Source organism: Chromobacterium phragmitis (assembly GCF_003325475.1).
In the GTDB taxonomy this organism is placed as follows: Bacteria; Pseudomonadota; Gammaproteobacteria; order Burkholderiales; family Chromobacteriaceae; genus Chromobacterium; species Chromobacterium phragmitis.
In genome coordinates, this window is sequence record NZ_CP029495.1 from 4,523,339 (window position 1) to 4,535,509 (window position 12,171).

Here is a 12,171-nt window from a genome sequence, read left to right on the forward strand (position 1 = left end):
GGGGCGGCGATGGCAGCGTCTGATCAAAACCCCCTCCACCGCCTCCAACAGGAGCCGACATGCTGATCCAACCCGCAAAACCATCCGGCGGCGCCAACGAAAGCGCGTCGATCCGTTCCGGCAGCTTCTGGCCCGAGGTCGATCCCATCGCCGCCCGCGCCGCGATGAGGCTGGACGGCACGGTCACCGCGGAGCGGCTGCGCAGCGCGCTGATCGAGGCGATCGCCAGTGTCAACAGTCAGTTGGCCGACTGGCGCCGCCTTGCGCAAGATGCCGGAAACGCCAGCTTGCACGCGGTGCCGGCTGACGAGATCGACGGCCAGTCCATCCAGGTACAGCGCTGGCAGCGCGCGGTGCAGTGCCTGGCCGCGGCCAACCTGACCGAACGCTATCGCAGCTTCGACAGCACCGCCGCCGGGCACAAGCAGGCCGACGAACTCGGCACCGCCATCGACGATCTGCGCCGCGACGGACGCTGGGCCATCAGCGACATCCTCGGCCTCGGTCGCAGCACCGTGGAGTTGATCTGATGCGCGTCGCCGCGCGACAAGGCGACACCGTCGACTTGATCTGCCACCGCCACTATGGCCGCACAGCCGGCGTCACCGAGGCGGTCTACGCCGCCAACCCCAGCCTGGCCGACATCGGCCCGACGCTGCCGATCGGCACCCCGGTCAACCTGCCCGACCTCACCACCCAACCAGCTGAAGCCATCCGGCAACTGGTCAATCTTTGGGACTGAAAATGGCTGAACCCGCCTCCACTTCCGCCACCTATGCCGCCGTCGCCGGCGCCAGCCTGCTCGCCATGTTCCCCGGCCTGGATGCCGGAGCCGTGCTCGGCGCGTTCGCTGGCGCGGCGGTGTTCGTCATGTCCAGCAACGAGCTCGGTGTAGGCAAAAAGCTGGTCTTCCTTGCCCTCGCCTTCGTCGCCGGCCTCATCGCCGCGCCCATGGCCACCACCTTGTTGGCCACGATGCTGCCTGCGCGCGTCCAAGTCTCCGCCGGCGTCGGCGCGCTGCTGGCCAGCGCGCTGGTGATCAAGGTGCTGATCCGCCTGATCAACAAAGCGGATTCGATGGACTTGCTGACTGGAATGAAAGGAGGCGGCAAATGACCGCCCTCACTGCCGCGCTCAGCATCGCCTGCTGCCTGCGGCTCATCCTGTTCTCCCGCCGCGGCGCCGCGCACAGGCCATGGGCCAGCGCGCTGGCCTACTTGCTGATCGTCGCCTTCGGCGCGCTGGCCATCGCCCCCCTGCTCGGCCAGCCGGCCGCCGCCGGCTGGGCGCAGCTGCTGATCAATATCGTGTTCGCCGCGGCGCTGTTTTCGGTCGGCGGCAATGTCGTCGAGCTGTTCCGGCCGGCCAGCGACAGCCGGCCGTCCCTCATCCTGCGCATTCTCCGGAGAGAAACATGGATCTGATCCTCAAGAAAGGCGATCACGGCATTGCCGTCCAGGAGCTGCAGCACAAGCTCAACACCCAGGGCGCCGCGCTGTCGGTGGACGGCTGGTTTGGCGACGCCACCGAGGCGGCCATCGCCATCGTGCAACGCCGGGCGGGACTGGTGGTGGATGGCGTGGCCGGGCCGAAGACGATGGAAGCGCTGCGCGGCGAGGACAAGATCGCCCGGCTGCGGGAAAGCGACCTGCAGGCCGCGGCCGACCGTCTCGGCGTGCCGATCTTCTGCATCAAGGCCGTCAACGATGTCGAATCCCGCGGCAGTGGTTTCCTGGCGGATGGCCGCCCGGCCATTCTGCTCGAGCGTCACATCGCCTACCGGCAAGCCACGGCGGCGGGCATGGACGCCGAAGGCCTCGCCATCCGGTTCCCCAAGCTGCTCAGCCGCGCCCGCGGCGGCTATGTCGGCGGCGCCGCGGAATGGGTCCGCTTCGACAGCCTGCGCAGCGTTACCAGCCAGGCCATCGCCGTGGAGGCCTGCAGCTGGGGCCTGTTCCAGATCATGGGCTTCCACTGGCGGGCGCTGGGCTATGCCGGTGCGCTGGATTTCCAGCAAGCCATGACGGCGGGGGAGGACAAACAGCTGGACGCCTTCACCCGCTTCATCGCCGCGGATCCGGCGCTGCTCAAGGCGCTGAAGGCCAAGAAGTGGACCGACTTCGCGCGGCTGTACAACGGCCCGGCGTTTGCCGAGAACCTGTACGACGCCAAGCTGGCCGCCGCTTACCTCAAGGCGGAAAGGCTGGCAGCATGAGCTGGCTCCGCGACAACCTGCGCTGGCTGGCGCTGCTGGCCCTCGCCCTGTGCGCCATCGCCGCCGGCGCCGCCATATGGCTGCAGCGCCTCGACAACGCCCGGCTGCGCGAGCGGCTCGACGCCGGCAACGCCCAGCGCGACGCCCTTCACGGCCAGCTGCAAACCGCGCAACAGACCATCGCCGGCCAAGACGCGCAGATCGGCGAGCTCGCCGCCCTCAACCGCCAGCAAGCCGCAGACGCCAAGCGGCAACTGCAGCTTATCGACGCCATCACCCGCCGCGCGGCCACCCGCGCCGCAGAACTGGAAGCCACGCTCAATGAAGACCAAGACGCCAAACGCTGGGGCGATACTCGTCTGCCTGACGCTGTTGCCCGCCTGCTCGACGCCGCCCGCGCCGCAGGCGATCCCGCCGGCGCGCCCGATCCTGCTGCAAGCCTGCGCGCCGGTGACGGCATGCCAGCCGCCGGCCGGCAGCCCGAGAACCAACCGCCAGCTAGCGCAAACGCTGCAGGCGGCCCGAGCCGCCCTTGAGATCTGCGCCGCCCAGGTGGAAGCCATCGCCGCCTGCCAGCAACGCGCCGCGAGCCAACGCCCATGACCGACATCTTTGACCAAGCCCAGGCGTTGGAGCTGCGCCAGCGCGAGGAAGCGCTCGCCCGGCAGGCCGCCAAGCAGCGCGGCGGCGCCAGCTTCAGCCACTGCGAGGATTGCGGCGACGAGATCCCGCCGCTGCGCCGCGAGAAAGCGGCCGGCTGCACCCGCTGCGCGCCATGCCAATCCGACCACGAGAAAGCCAGCCGCCGATGAACAAAGCCGCCAGCCTGCGCGCCGCCCTGGAGGCGGCTTTGCCTTATCTGCTGGACGATCCCGATCGCCTGGTCATGTTCATCGACGCCGGCCAGGTCGCCGCCGGCATGGGCGGCCCCAGTTTCGAGTACCGCTACACGCTGACCATCGGCCTGCTGGACTTCAACCTGCATCCAGACGAGGTGATGATCCCGCTGCTGCGATGGCTGCGCGCCAACGAGCCGGCGCTGCTGCAAAATCCGGACAAGGCCCGCGAGGCGATCGCCTTCGAGGCCGAGATCCTCAACCACGCCGCCTACGACCTGCGCCTGCAGGTGAAGCTGACCGAGCGCGTCAAAGTCACCATCTCCGGCGACGAGTGCGTCGCCGAACACCTGCCCGAGCCGAAGCCATGAGCGCGCAGCGCTACGAGGACGCGCTGGCCGGCCTGCTCGCCAATCTGGACGGCAAGGCCCGGCGGCAGCTCGCTCGCGAGATCGCCAGGCAGCTGCGCCAGAGCCAGCAAAAGCGCATCGCCGCCCAGCTCAATCCGGACGGCAGCGCCTTCGCGCCGCGCAAGCCGCAGATCCAGGACAAGAAAGGGGCCATCCGGCGCGCGATGTTCAGCAAGCTGCGCACGGCCCAATGGCTGAAGACAGAAGCCAGCGCCGGCGGCGCGGCGGTCGGTTTCATCGGCGAGGTCGAGCGCATCGCGCGGGTCCACCAACTCGGACTACGTGATCGTGTCTGTCAGCACGTGTCTCGCGAGGTGCAATACCCAGCGCGTGAATTGCTGGGCTTAAGTCCACAAGATTACGAAATGATAAGGGATAAGGTTGTAGATTTCTTGTCTTAAACTAATTCTTGGGCATTGCAAGCTGAAAAAAGCTAGCCAATATTGTCAGCACCAAGAGACCTAGCATGCAATTAAGCATAAACTGATCATGTTGTTTTAGCGTCATCGCGACTGAAAAAACACCAAACATTTGAAAAAAATACTGAAAATTAGAAAAGAATTTCTTCATTAAATCCTACCTATTTCCCTTGCTAATAACAATCATCAGCAAGAGGTGTTAAACATAAAGTCAATCAGATTAATTTAAAATTAATCCCCGCCATCGCCTTCGCCTCCGTCACCCCCGCACGGCCCCATGCCTCCAGATGGTTCATTGGGATCATGTGGCGCACTGCATGATACCGATCCGTGGCTTTCTGTGTGGCTGACGCCATGGCCCTCGCCCCCGTGTCCAGCGTCAGGAACCACCATAATGCAGGCCCCAGTTATGCCTGTCGCGGCTCCGGTTGTCCAAGACAGCATGCCTGGCAAGGATGGATTCTGCACGACTGCAGGAATGTTCCCGAGGGCCGCAACTATCGCACCAATACAGGCGCCATTTGCGCCAGTATATTCAAGATGTGGAGCGCCAGGAACGTGGCCATTAACTCCAGGGTAGCCACTCAAGCCCGGTGTATTTGCCATACCGGGCTGATTAATTTGCGTGGCAGGATATCCGCTAAGGACAGCCAATGCAGCGGGGGACAAATTGACTGAAACGGAAGGTGTCGGCTGTGGAGCTGGTTTCGGCGAATTTGATTGTTTTTGAGCAGCCGCTGCCAGCATGTTGCGCAGCATATTTGTACTGATTTCCATCATATATTCTCGATATGAAAACGCAGTGCGAATATATCAAAGACAAGGCATTTGACGCACAAAACATTCAGCATGTCATGTGCATATATTGTTTCTGAATTATGACAAATCATGACACTTAATATGGCTTCTATGCATATTATTTTGAATTGTTAATTTTTGTTAACATCTTAAACGTAAGCACCCTGACAAAGATGCAATGAGTTGTAGAAGGCCACTACACAACACGCTTGCCACGACACTCCCCGCCGGCCTGTGCAAACTGGCCTATATGGACGATTTCGCCGACCTTTCCCGCCGCATCGAGAGCATGATCCGCTTCGGCTCCATCGCCGCCGTGCAGATGGCGCCGCCGCGCGTGCGCGTGCAATCCGGCGGCCTGACCAGCGCCTGGCGGCCCTGGTTCGCGCTGCGAGCCGGCGACACCCGCGACTGGGATCCGCCGACGCCAGGCGAGCAGTGCGTGCTGTTCAGCCCCAGCGGCGACCCAGCCACCGGCGTCGCGCTGGTCGGCCTGTACTCCGACAGCCGCCCCGCGCCATCCAGCAACCCCGATGAACATGTCCGAGCCTACCCGGACGGCGCGCGGATAGCCTACAACCACGTCACCGGCGCGCTGTCGGTCGCCGGCGTCAAGACTGCGCGGATCCAGGCATCGGGTCTATGCACGGTGGACTGCCCTCATGCCGAGTTCACCGGCGACGTCCACATCCAGGGCAAGCTCACCGTCGATGGCGAAACCCTGCTCAAGGCCTTGCTCACCTATATGAACGGGCTTGCAGGCCAGGGCGGCGGCGCGGGCACCCGCATCAGCGGCGCGATCGAGCACAACGGGGGCGGCCTCAGCAGCAACGGCGTCACGCTGCATGCCCACGTCCATCCGGACTCGCATGGCGGCGACACCGGGGGGCCGAAATGAGCGCGCGCTACATCGGCCTCAACGCTGCCACCGGGCAACAGCTCTCCGATCTGGACCACATCCGGCAAAGCATCCGCAAGATCCTGACCACCTCGCTGCGCAGCCGCGTGATGCGCCGCGACTTCGGCAGCCTGGTGCCGGATCTGATCGACAAGCCGCTCAACAGCAAAACCCATATGCAGCTGCTGGCCGCCACCGTGATGGCAATCAGCGCCTGGGAACCGCGGGTCGAGCTGGCGCGCGTGCGGCTGCAGGCCGGCCAGAACGCCTCCGACCTGTTCGTCGATCTTGAGCTCACCCGCCGCGATGACCGCGGCGCAGGCCAATCCGCCAACCTTCGCGTGCCGCTGAGAGGCTGACGCCATGACCATCGACATCACCCAGCTTCCCGCGCCGCAGGTCGTCGAGGAGATCGACTACGAGGCGCTGCTGCTGCGGCGCAAGCAGCGGCTGGCCGCCGCGGTGCCGGCCGACATCCGGCAAGCCGTCGCCGCCGCGCTGGAGTTGGAAACCGAGCCGCTGACCATCCTGCTGCAGGAAAGCGCCTACACCGAGCTGATCCTGCGCCAGCGCGTCAACGAGGCGGCCAAGGCCACCATGCTCGCCTACGCCGGCGGAACCGACCTCGACAACAAGGCGGCCGATTACAACGTCAGCCGCCTGCTGGTCGCGCCGGCGAATCCGGATGCCAATCCGCCGACCGAGGCCGTTTGGGAGAGCGACGACCGCCTGCGGCTGCGCGCCCAGATGGCGATGGAGGGAACCACCGTCGCCGGCAGCCGCGGCGCTTACCTGTTTCACACGTTGTCCGCCTCCGCCAATGTCGCCGCCGCCCACGTCGAATCGCGTGCAGATGGCCCGCTGCGAGGCGACTCGCCGGCTCCGGGCGAGGTGCGCGTCTGGCTGCTGGACGCGCGCGGCGACGGCGTGCCCGGCCGGGAACTGCTCGATGCCGTCACCGCGGCGCTATCGGCCGAGACCGTGCGTCCGCTCAACGACACCGTCACCGCGGCCGCCGCCAAGCCCGTGTCTTTTGCCGTGTCGGCCGTGCTGACGTTCGAGACCGGGGGAGAGGCCCTGTCCGGCGGGCTCGACGCCGCCCGGCAGCGGGTGGAGGCCCTGCTGGCGAGATCCAAGAGGCTGGGCACCGGCAAGCAGCCGTCCGGCCTTCCGCCTGCTGCGCTGATCGCCGCATTAAAGGTGGCCGGCGTGCACGACGTCAAGCTGCTTTCCCCGATGGCGACGGTCGCGCAGGGCGTCGGCGAGTTCCCGCTTTGCGCCGCCATCACCCTGGATAAAGCATGAGCCGCGACCTGCTGCCGCCCAACCGCACCCCGCTCGAGGCCGCGCTGGCGGATGCCACGGCGCTGGCGATCAACCCTGCGCCGCTGCGCGGGACGTCCGATTCCGCCCGCTGTCCCTCGGCGCTGTTGCCCTGGTTGGCATGGGAACGCTCGGTCGAGGGATTCGACGCCGCCATCAACGAGGAGCAGCAGCGAGAGTTGATCCGGCAGTCCATCAGCCTGCATCGCCGCAAGGGCACGGTCTCGGCCGTGCGCGACGTGTTCCGCGCGCTGGGGCTGGGCGAGGTCCAGATCCTTGAAGGGAACCACCACTACATCGCTGACGGCACGCTGGCTGCCGACGGCTTCGGCACTGCCGGCGCCCCGGACGGCTGGGTCGAGTACCGCGTGCAGATCGACAAGCTGTTGTCGATCAACCAGGCCAACACCGCGCGCGATGTGTTGGCCGATGTCGCGCCGGCGCGCAGCATCCTGTGGGGGATCGACTTTACCGGCGCCTCCCTGATCGCAAACGGCTTTGCCATCGCCGATGGCGCCTATACCGCTGGAGTTGTGAACACATGACCAAGCTGATCTCGCCGACCAATCCTGGCTGGCCCGACGTGACCCGCTTCGAAGTCGTCGAGCGCCTGCTCGGCGGCGATGGCGGCCCGCTGAACCGGGCGCCGCTCGAACTTCTCGAGCGCACTGAGTTTCTCAAGAAACAAATCGACGATCTGGTATCCGGCGCGCTGATCGCCGAGTACGCCGATCGCCTGAAGACACCACGCAACATCGCCATGACGGGCGATGGTTCGTGGAGCGTGGCGTTTGACGGCAGTGGCAACGCCAGCGCGGCGCTGACACTCGCCAATAGCGGCGTCGTCGCCGGAACGTATGGCATGTTGACAGTGGACATCAAGGGGCGTGTGACCGCGGCGCGAGCATTGGCCGCTGCAGACATTCCTGCGCTGGGCTGGTCCAAGATCGCCAGCGGCAAACCAACCACGCTCTCTGGCTATGGCATAACCGATGCGGCCTCCATCCGCGCTCCGGTATTTGAGGATCGGATAACGGTTCCGGAGGGGACGCAGACAGCGCCAAGCATCTCATTTCTGATGGACGGCAACGGCGATACCGGATTCTGGCATATAGCGGATGGCATGATTGGCGTGACGTGCAACGGCGTGGAGTCCGTGCGTTTCGGCCCCGCTGGCATCCAGTTTCCTGGCGTGGCGGCAGCCCTCAGCACACCGCAGGCCCTCGCGTCGGCACTGGGGAATGATCCCAACTTTTTCACGACAATCACGACGCTGGCGCGGGCTGCCGCGCCTTCTGGCTTGATCGGCTATTTCGCAGGTTCCGCGGCCCCTGCTGGCTGGTTGCGAGCGAATGGCGCGGCGGTATCTCGCGCAACATATGCCGCGCTCTATGCCGCAATCGGCACCACCTACGGCGCGGGCGACGGGGCCGCCACCTTCAATCTGCCTGACCTGCGCGGCGAGTTCGTGCGCGGCTGGGACGATGGGCGCGGCGCGGATGCCGGCCGGGCGCTGGGCAGCTGGCAGTCGGATCTTGTCGGCCCTCACGATCACAATATCCGGAGGATGCCCGATGGAGCATCGCTCGGTCTCCCGTCACCGGCGGCAGGCGGCGCCTGGGCATATGGCAGTGGCGTCACCTCCGCCGACTTGGCGAATGTCTATACGACAGCGAAGAGCGGCATGGGCAATGAGAGCCGCCCCCGCAATATCGCGCTGCTCGCGTGCATCAAGATTTGATTGGAAATCTCCATGGATACCAAGATCGTCTATTCATACCATCCGCACACTGGTGAATATCTCGGCGCAACACTCGCCGATCGCTCGCCGCTGGACATCGACGAGATTTGGCTGTTGCCGGCGCACAGCACCGAACTGCACCCCCCGCTCGCGGGAGAGCGCCAGGCAGCAGTCTTTCTGGATGGCGCATGGAGCCTGTTACAGGACTGGCGTGGGATCCCGTTGTGGTGCCAATCCACAGCGCGACCCATAGCTGCGCAGTTGGGAGAGACCCCTGACGACGTGGGCGCCACCGAACTGCAGCCGCCGGCATATGGGGTGTGGACTGGCAAAAGCTGGGACGTCGATCAAGCTGCGCAGCGCGCCGGATTGATGCGCGTGGTTGACGATGAAATGACCATGAGGCGCATGCAGGCAGATGCGGCGATCACTCCCTTGCAAGACGCTGCCGATCTGAAGATCGCGACTCCAACCGAACTGGCCTCTCTCACCGCATGGCGACGCTACAGGGTAGAACTCTCACGCATACCAGAACAGCAGGGATATCCATTGAATATCAATTGGCCGCTGAGACCTCAATAAAGTGCCACGGGCAGGTGAAATGCCTGCCCAGACGTTGACTCGATCAGTAGGCGACGGCTTATCCGGAACTTGACGTCATCGACACGGAAACAGATTTTCCAACCGTCGCCGGCGGCCCCTGGTCTTTGAGGTTGTCCGCCTCGAACTTCAGGGCCGCCGCCACGCTGCGGCAGAAGAAAGAGATGGAATTGTCGTCGTGCTGGCTGGCCATGGAGATGCCCACTTTATCCAGGCAGAGACAGAGATTTTCGATGGTGTCGGCGGTAGACCTTCCGACCAGAGGATTCAAAACCCGAGCGGCTTGGCGGCTATTCATTTTTTCCATTTATCGTTACCAACATATAAAAACCCGGAACGCATATTGTTGGCGATGGAATTAAATGCCGGTATTGGCGGATCCGCCAATATTGAGGCCATGGACACTGGCTAATAGTGCAGTTCGATTGGAAACCTGCAGCTTGCGCTGCATGTTTTCAAGGTGCGCGCGAATTGTACGCTCAGTGCATCCCAATACAGAAGCCATATCTGTATTGTTCATGCCGGAACGCAATAGTTCGGCAACCTGCCTCTCCCGCCGCGTCAGCTTATTCAACGCGAGTTCAGCTTTCAACTTTACCGCCGCCGCATCGCGCAAGATAAAAATCAGAGCATCGGCCGCCGCGCCCAAATCCATCCCGTCCAGCACATTCGATTTGTCCGCCACGCGCCTCAAAACCGAAAGCATATCGCCCTCGTCTACCGCGCCCACGATAGTGTGGATGGCGGCGGCAGACGGGTATTGCATTTAAAAATCCTGGGTTTTTTATAAAACTAGCCGGATAACGCTGTGCCCGCCAGCGGCACAACCAGCCTTCGCTGCCACCGGCGCGCGCGTGCGGCAGACTCGGCATGCAACCTCACTCCGGAGAACAGCATGCCTGCCGATTATCACCACGGAGTCCGTGTCTTTGAAGTCAATGAAGGCACGCGCACCATTCGCACCGTTTCCACCGCCGTCGTCGGCCTGGTGGGCGTCGCCGACGACGCCGACGCCGCCTTCTTCCCCGAAGACACGCCGGTTTTGATCACCGACATCCAGGCCGCCATCGGTCGGGCCGGCGTCAAGGGCACGCTCGCCGCATCGCTGGACGCCATCGCCGACCAGGCCAAGCCGCTGGTCATCGCCGTGCGCGCCAAGCAAGGCAAGGACGAAGCCGTCACCACCAGCAACCTGATAGGAACCACTACCGCCGAAGGCAAGCTCACCGGCATGAAAGCGTTGATGTCGGCACAGACCCGCTTCGGCATCAAGCCGCGCATCCTGGGCGTGCCTGGGCTGGACAATCTGCCGGTGGCCACCGAGCTCGCCGGCATCGCCAAGAAACTGCGCGGCTTCGCCTACCTGTCCGCCTGGAACTGCATGACCAAGGAAGACGCGGCGGCGTATCGGCAAAACTTCGGCCAGCGCGAAGCCATGGTGATCTGGCCGGACTTCGTCAACTGGGATACCGCCGCCAACAAGGAAACCATCGCCTTCGCCACCGCTCGCGCGCTGGGCCTGCGCGCCTATCTGGATCAAACCGTCGGCTGGCACAAGACGCTGTCCAACGAGCCGGTGGAAGGCGTACAGGGCATCAACCGCGACGTGTACTGGGATCTGCAAGAACCAGACACCGATGCCGGCTTCCTCAACGCGGCCGGCGTCACCACCTTGATCCGGCGCGATGGGTTCCGATTTTGGGGCAGCCATACCTGCAGCGCTGATCCACTGTTTCAGTTCGAAAGCGCAACCCGCACCGCCCAGGTGCTGGCCGACACCATGGCGGACGCGCACTTCTGGGCAGTCGACAAGCCCATGCACCCGACTCTGGTGCGCGACATCCTGGAAGGCCTGAACGCCAAGGGCCGCGAGATGGTCAGCAACGGCTACCTGCTCGGCTACCGCGCCTGGTACGACGAATCCATCAACACGCCCGACGTCCTGAAAGCCGGCAAGCTGTACATCGACTACGAATACACCCCGGTGCCCCCGCTCGAAAACCTCATGCTGCGCCAGCGCATCACCGACCGTTTCCTGCTCGACTTCGCCGCCAAGATCCAGGCCTAACCCGAAAGGAAAACCATGGCACTCCCCCGCACCCTCCGGCTCTTCAACGTCTTCGTCGACGGCGTCAGCTATATCGACCAGGCGCTGGAGATCAAGCTGCCCACCATCGCGATGAAGACCGAGTCCTTCAGCGGCGGCGGCATGATCGGCTCGGTCAAGCTGCTGAAGATGCTGGAAGACATCCAGATCGAACACTCCTACAACGGCCCTCGCCAGGAAATCGTCGCCACCTTCGGCGCGGAAAAACACGACGCCGCCATGCTGCGCTTCGCCGGCTCCTACAGCGAAGAAGGCTCAGGTACCGACCAGGCGGTCGAGATCGTCGTCCGCGGCCGGCATAACGAGTTCGACCAGGGCAGCGCCAAAACTGGCGAGAACGGCGACTGGAAGGTGAAGACCGACTGCACCTACTACAAGCAGACCATCGACGGCCAGGTCTGGCTGGAGCTGGACGTCGTCAACAAGATCTTCGTTGTCATGGGCGTGGACCGCCTCGCCGCCCACCGCCGCAACATCGGCCTGTAATCCGGCGCCGGCCTGGCCGGCGGCCGCAACCACCAAGGACACCTTATGACCACCATCCAGCTCGACACCCCCTTCAAGCGCGGCGACGCCGACATCGCCGAGATCACCCTGCGCAAGCCCGCCGCTGGCGAACTGCGCGGCTGCAATCTGACCGACCTGCTGCAAATGGACGTCATCGCCCTGCAGCGCGTGCTGCCGCGCATCTCCACCCCCACGCTGACCGAGCAGGACGTCAGCCGCCTGGACCCGGCGGACTTGCTGCAGCTCGGCACCGCGGTGGCCGGTTTTTTGCTGCCGAAGGACAAGCAGCTGGCCGCCTCCCAGTCCGTGTAGAAGAG

21 protein-coding genes are annotated in these 12,171 nt (G+C 64.2%); 18 read left to right on the plus strand and 3 right to left on the minus strand.

The annotated features are described in order from the left end of the window. The first annotated feature begins 59 nt into the window (after positions 1-59). The 5 genes from DK842_RS21340 to DK842_RS21360 are packed head-to-tail and all read left to right on the plus strand — an operon-like array spanning position 60 to position 2,215. Positions 60-530, plus strand: a complete 471-nt coding sequence (locus DK842_RS21340; protein WP_114063284.1) for a head completion/stabilization protein — start codon at positions 60-62, stop codon at positions 528-530. Continuing rightward, positions 530-742 (plus strand): tail protein X, encoded by a 213-nt coding sequence (locus tag DK842_RS21345; RefSeq protein WP_114063285.1) that lies wholly within the window; start codon positions 530-532, stop codon positions 740-742. The genes DK842_RS21340 and DK842_RS21345 overlap by 1 nt, the downstream gene beginning before the upstream one ends. 2 nt (positions 743-744) lie before the next feature. Beyond that, the gene (locus tag DK842_RS21350) at positions 745-1,116 is read left to right on the plus strand and encodes a putative holin (RefSeq protein ID WP_114063286.1); all 372 of its coding nucleotides are present in this window, start codon (positions 745-747) and stop codon (positions 1,114-1,116) included. After that, on the plus strand, positions 1,113-1,424 hold the full coding sequence (locus DK842_RS21355; RefSeq protein WP_114063287.1) for a phage holin family protein: 312 nt from the start codon (positions 1,113-1,115) through the stop codon (positions 1,422-1,424). Before DK842_RS21350 ends, DK842_RS21355 begins: the two co-directional genes overlap by 4 nt. Then, entirely contained in the window at positions 1,415-2,215 is an 801-nt protein-coding gene (locus DK842_RS21360) for an N-acetylmuramidase domain-containing protein (protein WP_114063288.1), read from the plus strand. The genes DK842_RS21355 and DK842_RS21360 overlap by 10 nt, the downstream gene beginning before the upstream one ends. On the opposite strand, the gene DK842_RS24310 is transcribed toward DK842_RS21360, so the two are convergent. Beyond that, the gene (locus DK842_RS24310) at positions 2,185-2,547 is read right to left on the minus strand and encodes a hypothetical protein (RefSeq protein ID WP_145964111.1); all 363 of its coding nucleotides are present in this window, start codon (positions 2,545-2,547) and stop codon (positions 2,185-2,187) included. The genes DK842_RS21360 and DK842_RS24310 overlap by 31 nt on opposite strands. Here DK842_RS24310 and lysC point away from each other — a divergent pair. The 10 genes from lysC to DK842_RS21415 all read left to right on the plus strand — a co-directional run bounded on the left by lysC (position 2,537) and on the right by DK842_RS21415 (position 9,222). Further along, entirely contained in the window at positions 2,537-2,818 is a 282-nt protein-coding gene (gene lysC / locus DK842_RS24315; protein ID WP_114063290.1) for an Rz1-like lysis system protein LysC, read from the plus strand. The two genes, DK842_RS24310 and lysC, sit on opposite strands and share 11 nt — an antisense overlap. Beyond that, entirely contained in the window at positions 2,815-3,027 is a 213-nt protein-coding gene (locus DK842_RS21375; RefSeq protein WP_114063291.1) for a TraR/DksA family transcriptional regulator, read from the plus strand. Before lysC ends, DK842_RS21375 begins: the two co-directional genes overlap by 4 nt. Beyond that, entirely contained in the window at positions 3,024-3,422 is a 399-nt protein-coding gene (locus DK842_RS21380; RefSeq protein WP_114063292.1) for a phage tail protein, read from the plus strand. Before DK842_RS21375 ends, DK842_RS21380 begins: the two co-directional genes overlap by 4 nt. Further along, the gene (locus DK842_RS21385) at positions 3,419-3,862 is read left to right on the plus strand and encodes a phage virion morphogenesis protein (protein WP_114063293.1); all 444 of its coding nucleotides are present in this window, start codon (positions 3,419-3,421) and stop codon (positions 3,860-3,862) included. The genes DK842_RS21380 and DK842_RS21385 overlap by 4 nt, the downstream gene beginning before the upstream one ends. 1,066 nt (positions 3,863-4,928) lie before the next feature. Beyond that, complete coding sequence (locus DK842_RS21390; RefSeq protein WP_114063294.1) at positions 4,929-5,576, plus strand: phage baseplate assembly protein V; 648 nt, start codon at positions 4,929-4,931, stop codon at positions 5,574-5,576. Further along, the gene (locus DK842_RS21395; RefSeq protein ID WP_114063295.1) at positions 5,573-5,935 is read left to right on the plus strand and encodes a GPW/gp25 family protein; all 363 of its coding nucleotides are present in this window, start codon (positions 5,573-5,575) and stop codon (positions 5,933-5,935) included. The genes DK842_RS21390 and DK842_RS21395 overlap by 4 nt, the downstream gene beginning before the upstream one ends. A gap of 4 nt (positions 5,936-5,939) precedes the next feature. Beyond that, positions 5,940-6,881: a baseplate assembly protein gene (locus DK842_RS21400; RefSeq protein WP_114063296.1), complete on the plus strand. Its 942-nt coding sequence runs from the start codon at positions 5,940-5,942 to the stop codon at positions 6,879-6,881. Beyond that, on the plus strand, positions 6,878-7,444 hold the full coding sequence (locus tag DK842_RS21405; protein ID WP_114063297.1) for a phage tail protein I: 567 nt from the start codon (positions 6,878-6,880) through the stop codon (positions 7,442-7,444). The genes DK842_RS21400 and DK842_RS21405 overlap by 4 nt, the downstream gene beginning before the upstream one ends. Further along, the gene (locus DK842_RS24020) at positions 7,441-8,640 is read left to right on the plus strand and encodes a tail fiber protein (protein ID WP_114063298.1); all 1,200 of its coding nucleotides are present in this window, start codon (positions 7,441-7,443) and stop codon (positions 8,638-8,640) included. Before DK842_RS21405 ends, DK842_RS24020 begins: the two co-directional genes overlap by 4 nt. A gap of 12 nt (positions 8,641-8,652) precedes the next feature. Further along, positions 8,653-9,222, plus strand: a complete 570-nt coding sequence (locus DK842_RS21415; protein ID WP_114063299.1) for a tail fiber assembly protein — start codon at positions 8,653-8,655, stop codon at positions 9,220-9,222. Positions 9,223-9,280: 58 nt separating this feature from the next. On the opposite strand, the gene DK842_RS21420 is transcribed toward DK842_RS21415, so the two are convergent. Both DK842_RS21420 and DK842_RS21425 read right to left on the minus strand, forming a co-directional pair. Continuing rightward, on the minus strand, positions 9,281-9,547 hold the full coding sequence (locus DK842_RS21420) for a hypothetical protein (protein WP_145964112.1): 267 nt from the start codon (positions 9,545-9,547) through the stop codon (positions 9,281-9,283). A gap of 51 nt (positions 9,548-9,598) precedes the next feature. Then, positions 9,599-10,006: a helix-turn-helix transcriptional regulator gene (locus tag DK842_RS21425; protein ID WP_114063301.1), complete on the minus strand. Its 408-nt coding sequence runs from the start codon at positions 10,004-10,006 to the stop codon at positions 9,599-9,601. Positions 10,007-10,135: 129 nt separating this feature from the next. On the opposite strand from DK842_RS21425, the gene DK842_RS21430 reads away from it, so the two are divergent. Genes DK842_RS21430 through DK842_RS21440 form a run of 3 tightly spaced genes read left to right on the plus strand, consistent with a single transcriptional unit; the run spans position 10,136 to position 12,166 of the window. Continuing rightward, positions 10,136-11,308, plus strand: a complete 1,173-nt coding sequence (locus DK842_RS21430) for a phage tail sheath protein (RefSeq protein ID WP_114063302.1) — start codon at positions 10,136-10,138, stop codon at positions 11,306-11,308. Between the two features lie 15 nt (positions 11,309-11,323). Next, on the plus strand, positions 11,324-11,833 hold the full coding sequence (locus DK842_RS21435; RefSeq protein WP_114063303.1) for a phage major tail tube protein: 510 nt from the start codon (positions 11,324-11,326) through the stop codon (positions 11,831-11,833). Positions 11,834-11,878: 45 nt separating this feature from the next. Further along, entirely contained in the window at positions 11,879-12,166 is a 288-nt protein-coding gene (locus DK842_RS21440) for a phage tail assembly protein (RefSeq protein WP_114063304.1), read from the plus strand. Positions 12,167-12,171: the final 5 nt, after the last annotated feature.